This window comes from Burkholderia sp. Ap-955, from assembly GCF_011753045.1.
Lineage (GTDB): Bacteria > Pseudomonadota > Gammaproteobacteria > Burkholderiales > Burkholderiaceae > Burkholderia > Burkholderia lata_D.
Genome location: NZ_VWWH01000001.1, coordinates 51,854 through 70,353 on the forward strand (window position 1 = coordinate 51,854; position 18,500 = coordinate 70,353).

The 18,500-nt window shown below is 68.9% G+C and carries 14 protein-coding genes, 1 pseudogene and 1 riboswitch; of the genes and pseudogenes, 4 read left to right on the forward strand and 11 right to left on the reverse strand.

Going from position 1 to position 18,500, the window contains the following annotated elements; all coding sequences use genetic code 11:
• Nucleotides 1-77 precede the first annotated feature (77 nt).
• Together F3J15_RS00250 and F3J15_RS00255 are read right to left on the reverse strand one after the other, a co-directional pair.
• Nucleotides 78-1,394, reverse strand: coding sequence for an Nramp family divalent metal transporter (locus F3J15_RS00250; RefSeq protein ID WP_089447304.1), 1,317 nt, complete (start codon nt 1,392-1,394; stop codon nt 78-80).
• Nucleotides 1,343-2,395 (reverse strand): annotated as a pseudogene (locus F3J15_RS00255) (helix-turn-helix domain-containing protein). The gene F3J15_RS00250 and the pseudogene F3J15_RS00255 overlap by 52 nt, the downstream one beginning before the upstream one ends.
• 497 nt (nt 2,396-2,892) lie before the next feature.
• Between F3J15_RS00255 and F3J15_RS00260 the strand changes: the two are divergent.
• Nucleotides 2,893-3,816 (forward strand): LysR family transcriptional regulator, encoded by a 924-nt coding sequence (locus tag F3J15_RS00260; protein ID WP_166886275.1) that lies wholly within the window; start codon nt 2,893-2,895, stop codon nt 3,814-3,816.
• 95 nt (nt 3,817-3,911) lie between these two features.
• Nucleotides 3,912-4,313 carry an OsmC family protein gene (locus tag F3J15_RS00265; protein ID WP_089486274.1) on the forward strand — a complete coding sequence of 134 codons (402 nt, stop codon included), beginning with the start codon at nt 3,912-3,914 and terminating at the stop codon, nt 4,311-4,313.
• Between the two features lie 103 nt (nt 4,314-4,416).
• Here the strand turns inward: F3J15_RS00265 and F3J15_RS00270 are convergent, their stop codons facing one another.
• Nucleotides 4,417-5,298 carry a Dyp-type peroxidase gene (locus F3J15_RS00270; RefSeq protein ID WP_166886278.1) on the reverse strand — a complete coding sequence of 294 codons (882 nt, stop codon included), beginning with the start codon at nt 5,296-5,298 and terminating at the stop codon, nt 4,417-4,419.
• A 489-nt stretch (nt 5,299-5,787) separates the two neighbouring features.
• Between F3J15_RS00270 and F3J15_RS00275 the strand changes: the two genes are divergently transcribed.
• Together F3J15_RS00275 and F3J15_RS00280 are read left to right on the forward strand one after the other, a co-directional pair.
• Nucleotides 5,788-7,650: an ABC transporter ATP-binding protein gene (locus tag F3J15_RS00275; RefSeq protein WP_166886282.1), complete on the forward strand. Its 1,863-nt coding sequence runs from the start codon at nt 5,788-5,790 to the stop codon at nt 7,648-7,650.
• Between the two features lie 207 nt (nt 7,651-7,857).
• On the forward strand, nt 7,858-8,571 hold the full coding sequence (locus tag F3J15_RS00280) for a riboflavin synthase subunit alpha (RefSeq protein WP_166886285.1): 714 nt from the start codon (nt 7,858-7,860) through the stop codon (nt 8,569-8,571).
• A gap of 13 nt (nt 8,572-8,584) precedes the next feature.
• Here F3J15_RS00280 and F3J15_RS00285 read toward each other — a convergent pair whose 3' ends face one another.
• The 8 genes from F3J15_RS00285 to F3J15_RS00320 all read right to left on the reverse strand — a co-directional run bounded on the left by F3J15_RS00285 (nt 8,585) and on the right by F3J15_RS00320 (nt 18,476).
• On the reverse strand, nt 8,585-9,196 hold the full coding sequence (locus F3J15_RS00285; RefSeq protein WP_345891958.1) for a shikimate kinase: 612 nt from the start codon (nt 9,194-9,196) through the stop codon (nt 8,585-8,587).
• Between the two features lie 70 nt (nt 9,197-9,266).
• Nucleotides 9,267-10,508 carry a voltage-gated chloride channel family protein gene (locus F3J15_RS00290; protein ID WP_166886291.1) on the reverse strand — a complete coding sequence of 414 codons (1,242 nt, stop codon included), beginning with the start codon at nt 10,506-10,508 and terminating at the stop codon, nt 9,267-9,269.
• A gap of 79 nt (nt 10,509-10,587) precedes the next feature.
• A riboswitch (Fluoride riboswitch) is annotated at nt 10,588-10,694 on the reverse strand.
• Between the two features lie 70 nt (nt 10,695-10,764).
• Complete coding sequence (locus tag F3J15_RS00295) at nt 10,765-11,784, reverse strand: chemotaxis response regulator protein-glutamate methylesterase (RefSeq protein ID WP_166886294.1); 1,020 nt, start codon at nt 11,782-11,784, stop codon at nt 10,765-10,767.
• Nucleotides 11,781-14,090, reverse strand: coding sequence for a hybrid sensor histidine kinase/response regulator (locus F3J15_RS00300; protein WP_166886297.1), 2,310 nt, complete (start codon nt 14,088-14,090; stop codon nt 11,781-11,783). The genes F3J15_RS00295 and F3J15_RS00300 overlap by 4 nt, the downstream gene beginning before the upstream one ends.
• On the reverse strand, nt 14,087-14,839 hold the full coding sequence (locus F3J15_RS00305; RefSeq protein WP_166886300.1) for a chemotaxis protein CheW: 753 nt from the start codon (nt 14,837-14,839) through the stop codon (nt 14,087-14,089). Before F3J15_RS00305 ends, F3J15_RS00300 begins: the two co-directional genes overlap by 4 nt.
• A gap of 45 nt (nt 14,840-14,884) precedes the next feature.
• The gene (locus F3J15_RS00310) at nt 14,885-16,294 is read right to left on the reverse strand and encodes a CheR family methyltransferase (RefSeq protein WP_166886303.1); all 1,410 of its coding nucleotides are present in this window, start codon (nt 16,292-16,294) and stop codon (nt 14,885-14,887) included.
• Nucleotides 16,291-16,803: a chemotaxis protein CheW gene (locus F3J15_RS00315; protein WP_166886306.1), complete on the reverse strand. Its 513-nt coding sequence runs from the start codon at nt 16,801-16,803 to the stop codon at nt 16,291-16,293. The genes F3J15_RS00310 and F3J15_RS00315 overlap by 4 nt, the downstream gene beginning before the upstream one ends.
• Entirely contained in the window at nt 16,800-18,476 is a 1,677-nt protein-coding gene (locus F3J15_RS00320; protein ID WP_089447290.1) for a methyl-accepting chemotaxis protein, read from the reverse strand. The genes F3J15_RS00315 and F3J15_RS00320 overlap by 4 nt, the downstream gene beginning before the upstream one ends.
• Nucleotides 18,477-18,500 lie beyond the last annotated feature (24 nt).

Genomic DNA, 18,500 nt, shown 5'->3' on the forward strand with positions numbered 1-18,500 from the left:
GACTTCGGACGACGATCGAAAGGCCGCAGTTTACCGCATGCGCGCCGCGCGGCTGTGTCAGCCTGTGACAGGCTGTATCAGCCCGCGACACCGGTAATCAGCAGCAGGTTCGTGCCGGTGATGACGGCGAACAACGCCCACGCGGCAATCTGCATCCCGCGCCCGATCGTGTGCTCGCCCATCGTGTTGCGATCGCTGACCGAGCGGATCAGCGGCCACATCGCGAACGGCAGCTGCAGGCTCAGCAGCACCTGGCTCCACACCAGCAGCTGCCCCACCGAGCTGTCGCCAAGCCACAGCACGCCGATCAGCGCCGGCACGAGTGCGAGCCCGCGCGTGATCAGCCGGCGCTGGTAGCACGGGATCTTCGTGCGCAGGAAGCCGTCCATGATCACCTGGCCGGCGATCGTGCCGGTCAGCGTCGAGCTCTGCCCCGACGCGAGCAGCGCGATGCCGAACAACAGCGCGGCCGCGCCGCCCGCGATCGGCGTAATCAGCTTGTAGGCCTGCTCGATGTCGGTCACGTTGTGCAGGCCCGTCGCATGGAAGGCCGCGCCCGCGACGACCAGGATCGCCGCGTTGACAAGCATCGCGACGAACAGCGACACGCAGGTATCGATGCGCACCAGCGCGAGCGTGTCGCGGATCATCCCGCGCGTGCCGCCGACCACGTGCCGCGTCTGCACGACCGACGAATGCAGGTACAGGTTGTGCGGCATGATCGTCGCGCCGACGATGCCGAGCGCGAGCACGATCGCGTCCTTGCGGTCGTGGCCCGGATCGCCCGGCACCAGCCCGCCGACCACCGCGTGCCAGTCGGGCGGCGTGATCGCGACCTGCGCGACGAAGCAGAACGCCATCGTCGCAATCAGCGCGAGCACGATCGCCTCGATCTGCCGGAACCCCTTGCCCTGCAGGCCGAGCACGATCACCGTGTCGAGCGCGGTCAGCACGATCCCCCACGCGAGCGGCACGCCGAGCAGCAGCTTGAACGCGAGCGCGCAGCCGAGGACTTCCGCGATGTCGCACGCGATGATCGACACTTCGGCGGTCACCCACTGCACGATGCGGCCGAACCGGCCGTAGCGGTCGTAGCTGGCCTGCGCGAGATCCCGGCCGGCGACGAGGCCGAGCCGCGCCGCGAGCATCTGCAGGAAGATCGCCGCGAGGCTCGAGAACGCGACGACCCACAGCAGCGAATAGCCGAACTGCGAGCCAGCCTGGATGTCGGTCGCCCAGTTGCCGGGATCCATGTAGCCGATCGCGACCAGCAGGCCGGGGCCGAAGAAGCGCTTGAGCTTCTGCCAGCGCGGCGCGCCGGCATCGATCGTGATGCTGCCCTTTACTTCCGACGGGCAAAAAGGGGCGGTGGCGGTGGTGGGGAGGAAGGACATGGAAACCGGGGCTCGAGATCGGGACAGGACGATTCTACGGGTATCCGCCCGATTTTCTCGCGCGTGGCCTCTCACGCGGCGCGATGCCCCTCGGTGCCGTCGCCGGCCCCCTCGCCCGCCTCGGCCGGCCTCACGCCACGGGTGAGGATCCTTTCGCGCTCGGTGACGCGGAATTCGGTCGGCGACATCAGCATGCGCTGGCGAAACAGCTTCGCGAGCCGCTCGCCGCTGCCGAACCCGGTGCGGCGCGCGACTTTATCCGCCGGCAGCGTCGTGTGGACCAGCATGTGGCAGGCGCGCTCGAGCCGCACGTGCTGGACGAACTCGGTCGGTGTCACGCCGATTTCCTTCTTGAAGCGCCGCAGGAAGTTGCGCTCGCTCATCGCGGCGGCCTGGGCCGCGCTCGCGATCGAGATGCGGTTCACGCTCTGCGCGCGCAGCCGCTGCGCCGACATCCGGATCGACGGGCTCGCGCTCAGCTCGCGAAAGGCCCACATCGACTGCGTATAGCGCTGCTCGACCGGCCGCAGCAGGTTGCTGGCGATCTCCTGCGCGGCGATGTCGCCGAGCTCGGCGCGGAACATGTCGAGCACGGCGGCGAACACGTCGGTTTCGCCGGCCTGCAGCTCGACCGTCGTGGCGACCCGTCGCCCGCCCCGGCCGGGCCGCCCTTCGATCGCCGCCGACGGACGCTGCATGGCCGCGAGCGTGGGCAGGTCCATCCCGTCGACGATCCAGCGCGCATGACGGCGAATGTCGGAGAGGCGACGCTGCAATGCGTCGTCCCAGTTGACGGTCGCGCGGTCACCGTGAAGATGAAAGAACGCGAGCGCGCGGCGGCCGTGCTCGTCACCGAGCGGATCGGTCGCGATGCTCACGCCGGAGGACGACTGCAACAGCCCCCCGCTTTCGGATACGTACTTCAACTGGTAGTCAGCACTGTGTGGGTGCAGGCGATTCGCCAGGTTGAAAGCCTCGCCAAGACGCGCGGCCTGGGCCAACGAAAATCCCGTACTCAAATAGATAACGACCCATCTCTGATCTGCTGCATTCACTGGCCAAGCCCCCGACTTGTTCGACTTCTTCTAATACCGTCGAACTGTCAGGCTTATATTTGGTTTGAATGCGTGCGACAGGACGGCTATCCCGAAATATGAAGCGACGGCATCTTAGCCGAACGGGTCGCGCCTTTGGCGCGAAATGGCCGACGTGGACAGCATGATGGCGGATTACTACAGGCTGTCGCGGTTTGCTGGCGGCCCGATGTGGAATTACCCGGGCCGATATCGCCCATTATTGCGATTGTGTATGTCGCAATCCGCGCATTTCATTACGACTTATTGCGTCGGATATCCGGATAAATGCACAACCGAATATCGGCTCAAACGATATTGATTCTTATCCCGTGCCATCGATCGCCACGGAGGAAAGCCCGCCTATCCAATGCCTGCGCATCCTTTAGAATCGGTCCACCCTTCACCACGCCCCCCCGCGCCCCGTGCCCGCCGATCACCGTCTCGACCTGAACCTGTTTCGCGTGCTCGACGCCGTCTACGTCCATGGCGGCATCGGCGCGGCCGCCCGCGCGCTGCACCTCACGCAGCCGGCTGTCACGCATGCGCTCAACCGGCTGCGCGCGCATTTCGACGATCCGCTGTTCGTGCGGCAGGGCAACCGCGTCGTCGCAACCGAACGCACGCGTACGATCATCGCGGACGTGCAGCTGCACCTGAAGGGCCTGCAAGGCACCGCGCGCGCACCGTCGGCATTCGATCCCGCGACGCTCGACCTGAGCATCGCGGTCGGCATTCGCGACGTGCTCGAATCGATCGCGCTGCCGCGGATCGTCGCCGCGTTCGCCGACGAAGCGCCCGGCCTGCGGCTCGTGAGCCGCCGCATCGCGGTGGCCGACATCGAGCGCGAACTCGCATCGGGCAATCTCGATCTCGCCGTCGATCGCCGCGTGCCGACCGGCCCGCGCATCGCCACCGAACACCTGCTCGACGATTCGCTCGTCGTCGCGCTGCGCGGCGATCATCCGCTTGCGCACGAACCGCTGCGGCGCGGCGACTATTTCGCGGCGCAGCACGTCGCGGTGTCGTCGCTCGGCGAGCCGCAATCGCTCGACGTGCTGCTCGGCAACGACGGCCGCTTCCGCGACATCCGGCTCACCTGCCAGCACTATTTCGCCGCGTGCCAGATCGCCGCGACCGGCAACCTGCTGGTCACGCTGCCGCACACCTATGCGTTGCGGATGGCCGCGCTGCTGCCGATCGTCGTGCGGCCGCTGCCGTTGCGGCTCAAGCCGTTCCCGCTCCTCGCGTACTGGCACGAATCGCGCGACGCCGATCGCGCGCACCAGTGGGTGCGCGAACGTATCGCCGCGCTCGTGCGCAGCAGCGCCAGCGTCACCGACGCATAGCCGCGCGGCGCACGCCGCCCCGATCGGGGCGGTATGCTGACGGCTGCGCGTCACCCTCTTCCCTATTCCCACTTTCCGCTGACCGGAGACTTGCCATGTCGCTCATCCATGCCGCCGCCGTCCTCGACGCCGATGCGCCCGACTACGTCGTCCAGCTGCAGGCCGGCACGCACGCGTTGACCGGCGACGAAGCGCCCCGCGAAGGCGGCCAGGATCGCGGGCCGGCGCCGTACGAGTTCGTGCTGGCCGGCCTCGCGCAATGCACGGCCGCGACGCTGCGCATGTACATGCAGCGCAAGACGTGGCCGGCCACGCGCATCGACGTGCGCACCGAGCTGCATGCCGATCGCGACGGCACGCAATACGTGCGCCGCGTCGTGACGCTCGACGGCCCGCTCGACGATGCGCAACGCCAGCGCCTCGCCGAAATCTGCGAGAAAACGCCGGTCACGCAGTTCATCAAGCGCGGCACGCGGATCGACACGACGTTGAACTGACACGTCACGCACAGAAAGCACACGGCACACGATCGCCGCGCAAAAAGAAACGGGGGGCCGCGCACGATGCGCGGCCCCCCGTTTCGTCGAACCCGTCAGGCGCTTACAGCCCGAGCGCGGACAGGTCGAGCTTGCCGTCCTTCAGCGGCGGGCACCAGAAATACGCGCCCGTCAGCGGCCGCGTGAAGCGGAACAGGCCGTCGACGATCCCGTCTTCCGCGCCGCTCATCCGGCGCATCTGCACGTCGAACGCGCGGAACGAGCAGCCGAACGCGACGAAATAGAGGCCCGCGCGACGCGCGTCCGACCACGGCGACGAGCGGCGCAGCATGAACGCCTCGGGCTCGAAGCTTTCCTGCGCGGTGCGCTTCACGTGCGCGAACTCGGGTGCGTCGTCGAGTTCTTCGTTGTCCGAGCGGCGGCGCCCGATGATGTTGTCCATGTCGCCCGACGGAATGCGCTCCATCTGGTCGAAGTCGTGCAGCCATTGCTGGACCGCGACGAAGCTCGCCCCGTCGAGCCCCGCACCCTGCCCCGTCACGATCGCCGCGGCCACCGCTTCGTCGCCTTCCGGGTTCTCCGTGCCGTCCTCGTAGCCGGACAGGTCGCGATCGTTCGAATAGCGGAAACCGTCCACCGCATCCTGCAACGCAAACGCCGGCGCCAGCGCGCGTTCGATCGCCCGCGCGCGCAGCACGATCTCGCCGCGGTCGTCGCCGCGCAGCCAGACCCACACGTCGGCCGGCGTCGCCGGCAGCGTGCGGTCCTTCACAGCGAACGCCGGGTAATCGGTCAGGCCCGGCACCGGGTGCCCGAGGTACGCCGCCAGCGCATGCCCGAACCCGACCACCGTGTCGCGTCCGTCGACGATCTCGCGCAGCGCGGCCAGCGCCGCTGCCACACTGCCGTCATTCGAAATCGTGAAAGTGAGGTATCGGGCCGCCGTATCGATCGGGGTCAGGATGCCTTGCTGAACGTCGCTCATCGTTTCCTCAGGAATGTATCGTGGTGAATCTGCGAGGGCCGCGGCGCCATGCGCCGCAAACGCCGAAGTGTAATCGATGCGCGTGCCGGCCCTTGCGCTGCCGCATTGTGGCTGGCCCGCAAAAGAAGGGCCAAAAACCCGAATACTAACCGTATCGACGCTGCAACGCCGCATTCGTCAGACGTTGCGGCGTGCCCGACACTGCTGATAGAATCTTTTCACGTCTTTTCGGCGTCCTTTCAACCGTTCACTTCAGGGGAGGTGCAGATGTTCCGAATGCCAGCAACCTTCCCGAACGTGGTCCCACGGCGTAGCTGATCCAGCCCGCCGTCCGCGCCGGCTCCCGAGTTTTTCGCTGACCCGTCAGCCGCGCCGTTTCCCGACAGCCCGTTTCGTTTCCGCCCGCGAGTTTCGCGCGGGCCGGCTGTTGCGTTTTCGATGTTCTCCGAACCGGAAAGTCCCGTCGCGCGATGCGCCGGGCAACGATAAATGACCAGAAAAACCTCCCATCTGGGCGGCCAGGCATTCCAGGCCGTCTTCGGCTTCACCTTCCGTTACTGGCGCAAGCAGCCCGCGCGCACCGCCACGGTCGCGAGCCTTGCGCTGCTCGCCGCGCTCGCCGACGTGCTCACGCCACTGTTCGCCGGCCGCCTCGTCGACGCGCTGTCGACCGGCCTGACCGACCGCGCCGCCGCGTGGCATGCGGCTCTCGTCGCGTTCGGCACGCTCGCCGCGCTCGGGCTCGGCGCGACGGTGCTGCGCCAAGGCGTCTACCTGAACATCATCACGCTCACCTTGAAGATGATGAGCGAGATCGCGGCCGCGTCGTTCCACCGCGTGCAGCGCTTCTCGACCGACTGGCATGCGAACAGCTTCGCGGGCTCGACCGTGCGCAAGATCACGCGCGGGATCTGGGCGCTCGACCTGCTGAACGACACCGTGCTGATCGCGCTGCTGCCGTCGGTCACGATGCTCGTCGGCGCCACCGTGCTGCTCGGCACGCACTGGCCCGTGATGGGGCTCGTCGTCGGCGCGGGTTCGCTGCTGTACATCACGGTGACGGTGGCGGTGTCGCTCGGCATCGTCGCGCCGGCCGCGCGGCTCGGCAACCTGTGGGACACGCGCATGGGCGGCGCGCTCGCCGATGCCGTGAGCTGCAACGCCGTCGTGAAGGCGTTCGGCGCGGAAACGCGCGAGGAAGCGCGGCTCGCACGCGTGATCGGCAAGTGGCGGCAACGCACGCGCCGCACGTGGGTGCGCGGCACGTTGAACGGCGGGTTGCAGGGCGCCATGCTCGTTGCGATGCAGGCCGCGATGATCGGCGTCGCGCTGCGGCTGTGGGTGAACGACGAGGCGAGCGTCGGCGACATCGCGTTCGCGCTGACGATGTTCTTCATGCTGCAGGGCTACCTGCGCGACGTCGGCATGCACATCCGCAACCTGCAGCGCTCGGTGAACGACATGGAGGAACTCGTCGCGCTCGAACGCCAGCCGCTCGGCATCGACGATCGCCCCAACGCGCCGGCGATCCGGATCGGGCAAGGCGAGATCCGCTTCGAGCACGTGACGTTCCGCTACGGCAACCATCCGGTGCCGCTGTACGACGACTTCTCGATGCGCATCGCGCCGGGCGAGCGCGTGGGCCTCGTCGGCCACTCGGGATCGGGCAAGACGACGTTCATCAAGCTGATCCAGCGCCTGTACGACGTGTCGGGCGGCCGCATCACGATCGACGGCCAGGACATCGCGCAGGTAAGGCAGGATTCGCTGCGCAGCCAGATCGCGATCGTCCAGCAGGAGCCCGTGCTGTTCCACCGCACGCTCGCGGAGAACATCGCGTATGCGCGGCCCGACGCGAGCCGGGCCGACATCGAGCGCGCCGCGCGGCTCGCCAGCGCGCACGACTTCATCGCCGCGCTGCCGGACGGCTATGACACGCTCGTCGGCGAACGCGGGATCAAGCTGTCGGGCGGCGAGCGCCAGCGGGTCGCGATTGCACGTGCGTTCCTCGCCGATGCGCCGATCCTGATTCTCGACGAAGCGACGTCGAGCCTCGACAGCGAAAGCGAGCTGCTGATTCAGCAGGCGATGGAGCGGCTGATGGTCGGTCGCACGACGCTCGTGGTCGCGCACCGGCTGTCGACCGTGCGTGCGCTCGACCGGCTGCTGGTGCTCGATCGCGGCAAGGTGATCGAGGAAGGCAGCCACGACGCGCTGATCCGGATCGACGGCGGCATCTATCGCCGGCTGTTCGAGCGGCAGGCGCTGGAGCTCGCGAAGGGGCTCGCCGATTCGCCGCGGCGCACGGCGGACGACGATGCCGGGCCGCTGGGCGAGCCGGCCGAGGTGTGACGCAAGCGTGTCGCAATGCGCGCCGGCGGTGCGGTCATCGCCGCCGGCGCGCGTCAGTAAACGGATCCGGATCGAGGCCGTGCCAGGTGCGCGGCCTTTTTTGCGTCCGCGCGTCAGGCCTGCCGCCCCGGCGCCGCGTGCCGAGGAGTGCCCTTTTCCGGTATCCCTTATCATGTCGACCAGGAAATTTGCGACTAGGGATCGACCATGTTTACAGGAATTGTCCAGGGCGTTGCCAGCATCAAGCGCATCGCCGATCACGGGGAACTGAGAACTTTCAGCATCGAATTCCCCGAGCGGTTCACCGACGATATCGAGATCGGCGCCAGCGTGTCGGTCGACGGCGTCTGCCTGACGGTGACGACCATCCACTCCCCGGAGCTGATCGACTTCGACGTGATGCTGCCGAGCCTGCGCATCACCACGCTGGCCGACCTGACGACCGGCGCCCGGATCAACGTGGAGCGCGCCGCGAAGGACGGCGCGGAGATCGGCGGTCATCCGCTGTCCGGCCACGTGGATTTCACCGGGACCATCCGGCACATCGCAATGTCCGAACACAACCGGATGGTGCGCATCGGCGTGCCGGAGGCGTTCAAGCGCTACGTGTTCGCGAAGGGCTATATCGCGATCAATGGCTGCAGCCTGACGGTGTCCGACGTCAACCGCGACGAAGGCTGGTTCGATGTCTGGCTGATTCCCGAAACGCGCCGCGCGACGACCTTCGACGCAAAGGGCGTCAACGACACGGTCAACATCGAGATCGAGCGCAGCACGCAGGTGGTCGTCGATACGATCCGGGAAGCGGTCAAGGAAACGCTCGGCGAACTGAACGGCGTCGTCACCGCGTTGCTGGCGGAAAAAGGCATCGATATCGAGGAGCTGCTGGCGCGGCATGTCGCGCGGCTGCCGAAGCAGTAACGAAGCGGGGGTTTCAGGTCCGTCGCCGAAGCCTCGGGATTGGCCGCCCGCCCGCGACCGGATCCGGACGGCCTTCACTCGATGGCATCGACGCCACGATAAAGCGTTCGATGTCGGCCGCCACGTGTTCGGGTGGGCCGTCGCTCGCAAACCGCCTGCAGTTCAAGCGCATGAACGCGGGGAACCGATCGCGGATCTTGCGCATCTCGTCGGCTTCATTCGCATTCAGATACGGCCGGGACATTTGCCGGCCCACGATCAGTTTCGCGCAGCGTTCGAGATCGAACGAAGGCAACAGGAGCGCGGTGAACCGGTCCTCCTCGATGCAATGGCGAAGCGCGGGATAGGCCGGCGCAACATCGGCCGGATACAGCATGAAACCGGACGAAACCGCGCAGATCGTGGGCGCCGACATGTCGCGCTTGAGGTGCTCGTACAGCCGGATGTTGTGCGAAACGTACTCGACATAGCCGCGGTCCCGGATGAAGTCGGCGATGTTCCCGTGCGCGGCCAGGAAGCATTGATCCACGTCGACGAACCGCCAGTTCAGGCGTGCCGCGACGATCGCCCCGACCGTGGTCTTGCCGGCGCCGCCCGGCCCGATCAGATGTATCAGCAACGACACGCTCTCCCTCCGACATCGCATGCGTCACATTCCCGGAGGAACCGCGACGAACCTGCCTTCTGCGCCCGCATCACTCCGCCTCCACCTGCGCGCCCTTCCCCACCGCCACCCGCTGCGCGCGATAAATCCCCGCATGCCCTGAAAACAGATACGCGACGACACACGCGACGATCGCATACACGCCGATATCCGCGCCGAACAGTTCGATCGCCATGATCGTCGATGCGATCGGCGTATTGGCCGCACCGGCGAACACCGCGACGAAGCCGAGCCCCGCGAGCACGGGCACCGGCAATGCCAGCACCTGGCCGAGCGCGTTGCCGAGCGTCGCGCCGATATAGAACAGCGGCGTCACTTCGCCGCCCTTGAACCCCGACGCGAGCGTGACGACGGTGAACGCGAACTTGCCCGCGAAATCGTAGAGCGGCAGCGGGCCATGAAACGCAGCCTCGATCGTCGGGATGCCGAGGCCGAGATACTGCGGCACGTTCAGCGCGGTCGCGGCCGCGGCGACCAGCAGGCCGCCGAGCACCGGCTGCAGCGGCGCATAGCGGACGGCTCGCCTGAACCACGCGGTCAACGCATGCGTCGCAAACGCGAACAAGCGCCCGACCACGCCGAACGCCATGCCCGCGACGACCGTCACGGCCAGCCCCGTCGCCGACACGGCCGGCACGAACGGAATCGCATAAGCCGTGTGATGCACACCCCACGCGCGGCAGACGACGTCCGCGACGATCGCCGATGCAACGCAGGTCAGCAGCGCGTCGTACCGCACGCGCCCGATCGCGAGCACCTCGAGCCCGAACACGGCGCCCGCGAGCGGCGTGCCGAACACCGATGCGAAACCGGCCGCGATGCCGCCCATCAGCAGCACGCGGCGATGTTCGCGATCGAGACGGAACACCTGCGTGACGCGATCGGCGAGCGCGCCGCCCATCTGCACGGCCGTGCCCTCGCGGCCGGCCGAGCCGCCGAACAGGTGCGTGACGACGGTCGCGACGAGCACGAGCGGCGCCATCCGCTTCGGCACCAGCGCCTTCGGATCGTGAATCTCGTCGATCAGCAGGTTGTTGCCGCGCGCGACGGACTGGCCGAAGCGATGGTAGATCCAGCCGGTCGCGAAACCGGCGGCCGGCAGCCCCCACAGCAGCCACGGATGCGCGACGCGCGTGCCGGTCGCCCAGTCGAGCGCGATCAGGAACAGGGCGGAAGCCGTGCCGGCCAGCGTGCCGAGCAGGGCCGAGAGCGCGAGCCAGCGGCATACATAGCGCACGGTCGCGAGAAGATCGGCAGAAGTGGTGAAAAACATGATTTCCAGATTCGACGGAACATCAAAACCTGGGCGGCAGAAACCCGCATGGACGGCCTGCGACCTCCTGACGACCCAGGAACACGCAGGCATCATCAGCCGGGCTGACCGGCGGTTGAGGGCCGCACCGTGCGCAACAACGCGCCGAATACGACCGCTGGGAGGCATGCCATCTCCGCTGGCCGCCATTGTACGCGACGCTGCTCACCGCCCGCAATGCGGCCACGGGACGGCATCGCTCGCCCCCACGACGCCGTCAGTCGCGCAGCGGGCGCGTGACGCGCGAGATCAGCTGGGGCGCGATCCGCTCGAGCGGCAGGATCGCCGACGCCGCACCGATCGCCGCGGCCGCCTTCGGCATCCCGTAGACGGCGCTGGTCGCCTCGTCCTGCGCGATCGTGTAGCAGCCCTTCGCGCGCATCGCCTTCAGGCCGAGGGCGCCGTCACGCCCCATGCCCGTCAGCAGCACGCCGAACGCCTCGCCCTGCCAGCCGTCGGCGACGCTGTTGAAGAACACGTCGATCGACGGCCGGTACGGCGTCTCGACCGGATACCGCGTATAGCCGAGCACCCCGCGCGGCGACAGGGCCAGGTGATCGTTGGTCGCGGCGAGCAGCACTTCGCCTGCCTGCGGCATGCTGCCCTGCCGCGCGACGCGCACCGGCAGCCGCGTATAGCCGTCGAGCCACTCGGCCATCCCGAGCGCGAACGCCTGGTCGACGTGCTGGATGATCACGATGGCCGCCGGGAAGTCGGCCGGCAGCGCCCGCAGCAGCGCGGTCAGCGCGGTCGGCCCGCCCGCCGACGCACCGATCGCGACGAGCGTCGGCTGGCCGCGCTCGGGCGCCGGCCCCGGCGGCACGAGCGCCGCGGTGCGGCTTTCGAGCAGCCGGCCGATCTGGTCGATCTTCGCGAGCAGCGCCTGCGGCGACGCGTCCGTCGACAGCCCGAGCGCGAGCGTCGGCGTGTCGACCGCATCGAGCGCACCGGCGCCCATCGCCTCGTACACCGACGACGTGTTCGCGCTGACGCTCGCCGTCACGATCAGGATCGCGCACGGCGCGCGCGCCATGATCCGGCGCGTCGCGGCGACGCCGTCGACCTTCGGCATCACGAGATCCATCAGCACCACGTCGGGCGGATGCGCGACGCAGAAATCCACCGCCTCGTCGCCGTCGGTCGCGACCCACAGCACGCGATGGTCCGCGCGCAGCGCGATCACGCGGCGCAGCGCCTCCACGGCCAGCGGCAGGTCGTTGACGATGCCGATGTTCATACGCGCGCGTCCCCGATCAGGTCGTGCACGGCATCGAGCAGCGCTTCGTCGTGAAAGCTGCTCTTCGCGAGGTAGTAATCGGCGCCGGCGTCGAGCCCGCGACGGCGATCCTCGTCGCGATCCTTGTACGACACGATCATCACCGGCAAGCGCTTGAGCATCGGATCGCCCTTGATCAGCGTGACGAGTTCGATGCCGTCCATGCGCGGCATGTCGACGTCCGTGACGACGAGATCGAACGCATCGCTGCGCACCGCGTTCCAGCCTTCCATCCCGTCGACCGCGACCGTCACGTCGTAGCCGCGCTTTTCCAGCAGCTTGCGTTCGAGCTCGCGCACCGTCAGCGAATCGTCGACGACGAGCACGCGGCGGCGCCGGTCGGCGAGCGCGAGTTGCGGATCACGTGTGAGCCGCGCGAGCTGCCCGCCGCGCACGAGCTTGTCGACGGAGCGGATCAGGTCCTCGACGTCGACGATCAGCACCGGGTCGCCGTTCTCGAGCAGCGCGCCGGCCGCGATGTTCTGGATCTTGTGCAGGCGGCTGTCGAGCGGCTGCACGACGAGCATCCGCTCGCCGAGGAAGCGGTCGACCGCGACGCCGTACAGCTCGGGCTCGGCACCGACGACCACGACCGCCGTGCTCGTGCGCGCGACGTCGGGCTCGCCCGCGTCGAGCAGCTGGTGCGCGGCGACGAGGCCCGCGCGCCGGCCGTCGAACGGGAAATGCGGCTGCCCTTCGAGCACGTCGATGTCGAAGTGCGCGAGTTCGAGCGTGCGGCGCACGTGCGCGAGCGGAAACGCATACGGCTCGCCGCCCACTTCGACGAGCAGGCTGCGGATCACCGACAGTGTGAGCGGCAACTGCAGCACGAAGCGCATGCCCGCGCCCGGCTCGTTGAAGATCCGCACCGCGCCGCGTACGCCGCGCACCATCTCCTGCACCGCGTCGAGCCCGACGCCGCGGCCCGACACGTCGGTCACCGCATCGCGCATCGAGAAGCCCGGCAGCAGCAGGAATTCGAGCAGCTCGGGATCGGACAGCCGCGCGGCCGTCTCGTCGTCGGTCAGGCGCTGGCGCACGACGGCCGCGCGCAGCGCGTCCATGTCGACGCCGGGCCCGTCGTCGATCACGCTGACCAGCAGCGAGCCGGCGCTGTGGCGCGCCTCCAGCGTCACGCTCGCCTCGGCCGGCTTGCCGCGCGCACGCCGTGCGTCCGGCGAATCGACACCGTGATCGATCGCGTTGCGCAGCAGGTGGCCGAGCGGCGCGTCGAGCAGGTCGAGGATGTCGCGGTCGACCTGCGTGCCCTCGCCGACGATCGAGAAACGCACCTGCTTGCCGAGCGAGCGCGCGAGATCGCGGACGATACGCGGATACGCGCGTGTCGCGTCGCCGAACGGCCGCATCCGGCACTGCAGCGCTTCGTCGTACAACTGCTCGGCGATATGCGTGCTGCGCCGCTCGAAGCGGTCGAATTCGTCCATGCGCTCGGCGAGCGAACGCTGCAGGTCGTTGAGCATGTGCCGCACTTCGTTCATCGACGCGAGCATGCCCGCGTCGAGATCGTCGGCGAATTGTTCGTACATCAAATCGAGCGACCGGGCCGCGTCGCGCTGGGCGCGCTTCACGCGCAGCATCGATTCGGCGAACGGCTTGAGCCAGCGCGATTCGACCAGCGATTCGCCGGACAGGCTCAGCAGCCGGTTCAGCGTATCCGCACGCACGCGCCGCATCGCGCCGGCGCCGGCCACGCGGCCGGCCTGGGCCGGATCGGGCACGCCGCCCGAGACGGCAAGCGGCGGCACCGCGGCGCTGGCCCCGACGGGTTCGTTCGCGGCGCCGTCGTGCTCCCGATACGGCACGGCCGACGGCGGCACGGGCGGCGGGACCGCGGCCACCGCCTGCATCGTCTGTGCGCCGTCGGCGCCGGTCAGCGCCGCCGCGAACACGTCGATCTCCGTCTGCGTGACGGGCTGCCCCTGCGGATCGCCGACGCGTACCAGCAGATCGACGCCCGCCAGCAGCACGTCGACGTGCGTGGCCGTCAGCGCGATCGTGCCGGCCTGCGCGGCGACGAAGCACTCTTCCATCCGCCCCGCGATGTCGACGCCGAGCGGCACGCCGACGATGCGCGCGGCGCCCTTCAGCGAATGCGCGGCGCGCATGCACGCCTCGAGCGCGACGGAATCGGGTTCGCCCGATTCGAGCGCGAGCAGCCGCTCGGACAGCGCCTGGGTCTGCGTGCGCGTCTCCTCGCGATACAGCTCGAGCAGCGACAGGTGGCTCAGGTCGTCATCGCCGCTCATCGCATGCTCCGTGTGACTGCGTCGAACAGGCGGTCGTCGTCGAGCAGGCCCACCGACTTGCCGCGCCACGACAGCACGCCGCGCGACAGGCCGGCGCTCGCGCGCCCGACCGTCGCCGGCACGGGCACCCAGTCGGAGGCGCCGAAGCGCAGCACGCCCTCGACTTCGTCGACCGGAAACACGACCGGCTCGCCCTGGTGCGCCGCCACCAGCAGCCGCGTGAAGCGGCCATCGGCACCGCCGTTGCCGCCGTTGCCGCCGTTGCCGCCCTTGCCGCCCTTGCCGCCCTTGCCGCCCTTGCCGGCATCGAGGCCGAGCAGCGCGCCAATCGAGATCGCGATGCGCAACGTGCCGCGGATGTTGACGACGCCGCGCACGGCCGAATGGCGGCGATGCGGCAGCGAATGAATCGGGCGCGTGCCGGCGATCTCGCGCAGCACGCCGATCGGCAACGCGAGCCATTCGTCGGCCACGCGGAACGCCAGCGCCGCGTGGTGCGTATCGGCATCGGCGTCGTGCACGTGCGGCGCGCCGGGTGCGCTCATCCGGCGCGTGGTGTCGGCCATCTCGGCGCCGTCGAGCGGGCGCTCGAGCAGCTTCGCCGCGTGATACGCGTACACCGGGCAGTTCAGGCAGCGCAGGCAGTCGTTCAGCCGCTCGCACGAGCGGTCGCCGCGCGTGCCGATCCGGTTCCAGCAATCGTCGACGTCGATCGTCGTCTCGTCAATGGCAGCGGCGGCGCGGTTCATGAAGTCCTCTGGTCATCGCGGTGTCGGTCCCAACCCATCGTCTTGTCAGCCGGCCGAGCGCCGTGCGCGCTCGAGCAGCCATTGCGCGCCCGCACGATCGCCGCCGACGTCGAGCAGCGTCGCGAGATGGGTCAGCGCTTCGTGGTGCGTGGGCCGCAGGTACAGCGCCTTCCGGTAGAAGTCGCCGGCTTCCGCGGCGCGTCCGCGCGCATCCGCGATCAGCCCGTTCAGGTAGAACGCATCGGCATGCGGCCCAACGCGCGCCGAGAACTGCGCGAGCACGCGCTCGGCTTCGTCGAACGCGCCGGCATTCGCCAGCGCCTGCGCATCTTCCAGCGTCGGCGCAGCGCTCTCCGCAACCGGTGCGAGCGACGCGGCGGGTTCAGCCGCCGTCACCGGCAAGTCGCGCCGTGCGTCGAACGCGGCCGCACTCATGGCCGGCGGCGGCGCCGCGAACGGCTGACGCGTGTCGCCGAGCCACGCCGGCGGCGCGACCGCCAGCACCGAGCGCGTCGCCGCGAGCGGCGCGACCGTGAAGCGGTCCGCGCGCCGATACGGCGCTGCCGCCGACAGCGGCGCCGCCGGCCGGGCCGCGAATACGTCGGTCGCCGCACCGGCAGGCTCGCGATGAAACGCGAACGCCAGCGGCACGCGCGCCGAGCGCATCCCGTGCCGCATCGCGACGCCCGTTTCGGCCGGCCCGACGAACAGCATGCCGTCGTCGGCCAGACGCGCGTCGAGCGAGCGGATCACGCGATCCTGCGCGTCGCGATCGAAGTAGATCAGCACGTTGCGGCAGAACACGAAATCGTAGCGAATGCCGGTATCCACGGCCGGTTCGACGAGGTTCGCCTGACTGAACTGCACGCACGCACGCACGCGCTCGTCGAGCAGCCAGCCGTCGCGGATCGGCGTGAAGTGCCGCGCGCGAAACTCCGTCGCGGTGCCGCGGAACGCATTGCGCCCGTAGCAGCCGAGCCGCGCGTGCTCGATCGCGCGCGTGCTGAGGTCGATCGCGTCGATCGAGAAGCTGGCCGGGTCGAGCCCCGCGTCGAGCAGCGCCATCGCCGCCGAATACGGCTCCTCGCCCGTCGAGCACGGCGCGCTCAGCACGCGGATCACCCGGCCGGGCAGCGCGGCGAGCCGCTCCGTCGCGAGCCGCGCGAGCGTCGCGAAGGCCTCGCGGTCGCGGAAGAACCAGGTCTCGGGCACGACGAACAGCTCGATCAGCGCACGCCGCTCGTCGGCCGATGCGTTGAGCTGCTGCCAATAGGCGTCGAGCGCGTCCTGCGTGACGGGCGGCCGCGCCGCCGACGGCAGGCGCTCGCCGTCCGCCTGCAGCGCGTGCACGCGTTCCGTCAGCGCGCGGGTCAGGAAATCGTTGCCGAGCGAATCGGGGTCGATGCCGGTCTCGCGCAGCAGCCAGCCGCGAAATCGCGATTCGAACTCTTTCATGCGGACTCTCCCCCGTGGCCCGGCAGGCCGTCGAACAGATACAGGCGCGCGACGTCGTCGACCAGGTCGGACACCGATACCTGCTGCACGACGCCATCGGGCGTATTCGCGACGGGCCCGAGCCAGCGCGTGCGCGCGGTCGAGATGCCGCTCGACCGGAACGCCGCGCGGTCGATCCGCATCGTCTGCGTCGCACGCTCGACGATCAGCCCGATCGTGCGCTCGCCGCCCGCTTCGTCCGCGCCGTAGCGCACCATCACGAGCCGCGTCGAGCGCAGCGCATGCGCGCGGCGCCCGAGCGCCAGCATCGGCACGTCGATCACCGGCACCGGCTGGCCGCCGCGCATCAGCAGCCCGGCGATCCATTCGGGTGCGCCGGGCACGGCCTTCGTGACCGCGAGCGGCAGCACCTCGTCGATGCCGGCTGCGTCGAGCGCATAGCGCCCGCCGTCGAGCTCGAACATCAGGAACAGCGCGTGGGCGCCGTTCTGCGGGTCGGCGCGCGTCACGCGTCGACCTTGAAGCGCGACACGCTGGTGCGCAACTGGTTCGCGACGAGCGTCAGGTCGTCGATCGCCTGCGACGACTGGCGCAGCGACTCGGCCGTCTGCTGCGCGGCCTCCGACAGTTGCGACAGCGCCTGCGTGATCTGCTCGGCGCCGTTCGCCTGCGTCTGCATCCCTTCGTTGACCATCTGGAAGCGCGGCGCGAGCGTCTGCACCTCGGCGATGATCTGCGACAGCTGCCCGCCGACCTGCTGGACGTCGAGCATTCCGCGGCGCACTTCCTCGGAGAACTTGTCCATCCCCATCACGCCCGCCGACACCGCCGACTGGATTTCCTTCACCGTCTGCTCGATATCGTAGGTCGCCACCGCCGTCTGGTCGGCGAGGCGGCGGATCTCGGTCGCGACGACCGCGAAGCCGCGGCCGTATTCGCCGGCCTTCTCGGCCTCGATCGCCGCATTCAGCGACAGCAGGTTGGTCTGGTCGGCCACCTTGGTGATCGTCGCGACCACCTGGTTGATGTTCAGCGCCTTCTCGTTGAGGATCGCGAGCTTCGCGTTCACCGAACCGGCCGCGTCCATCACGCTGCGCATCGTCTCGCCCATCCGCGTGAGCCCGCTCTGGCTCACGCCCGCGAGCGTCGCCGACTGCTCGGCCACGCCGGCCACCTCGTTCATCGTGCGCAGCAGGTCGCGCGATGTCGCGAAGATCTCGCGCGAGGTCGCGCCGATCTCGGTCGTCGTCGCCGCGGTTTCGTTCGCGGTCGCCTGCTGCTCGCGCGACGTCGCCGCGATCTCGGCTACCGACGTCGTCACCTGCAGCGACGATTGCTGCGCGCGGGCGACGAGCTCGGTCAGCTCGTCGGCCATCCGGTTGAAACCCGTCTCGAGCGTGCCGAATTCGTCGCGGCGGCGCAGGTCGAGGCGGCGCGTCAGGTTGCCGGTGCGCATCACGTCGTGCACCTCGACGAGCCGCGCCATCGGGACGGTGACCGAACGGTACAGCAGGTAGCCGAGCCCGAGCGCGGACAGCAGCATGATCGTCAGCGCGCCGACGAGCACGACCTCGGTGTCCTGCACGGATTCGCGGATCAGCTTCGCGGACTGCTCCGCGAACTTGCGGTTCTCCTGAACCAGCACGTTCGCGTTGCGCACGACCTCGGTCCACGCGGGCTGCACTTTCGCGTACGCGGCCACGGCCTCGTCGCGCGATGCGCGGCTCTTCTGCACCGCTTCGTTCAGCAACGGCACGTAGTGATCGTAGGCACCGCGGAACGCCATGAAGCGCTGCCGGTCGTCGTCGCGGAACGTCGTGTTCTGGTAGTCCACCGACAGCGACTCGACTTCCTTCAGCGCGTCGGCGATCGTCGCGAGATCGTGCTGCGTGGCGTCGGGCCCGGTGTCGACGAAGATCGCGCGTTGCAGCAGCATGAACGATTCGTTGACCGAACCGCGCAGCGACGACGCGAGGTAGACGCCGGGCAGCGAGTCGCGCTCGATACTGACGGCTTCGGCGTTGATCGCGCGCAGTCGCTCGTACGACACGCCGGCTGTCACCAGCATCAGCACGAACAGCACGCCGAAGCTGAGCAGGATGCGATTGCCGAGCGTCAGCCGGGCAGCGCCGATCGTCGGATGCAGGCTTTCATTGGTCGCGCGGGGCGTCACGGTGGCCATGTTCGTTATGGGCTTTATAAAATC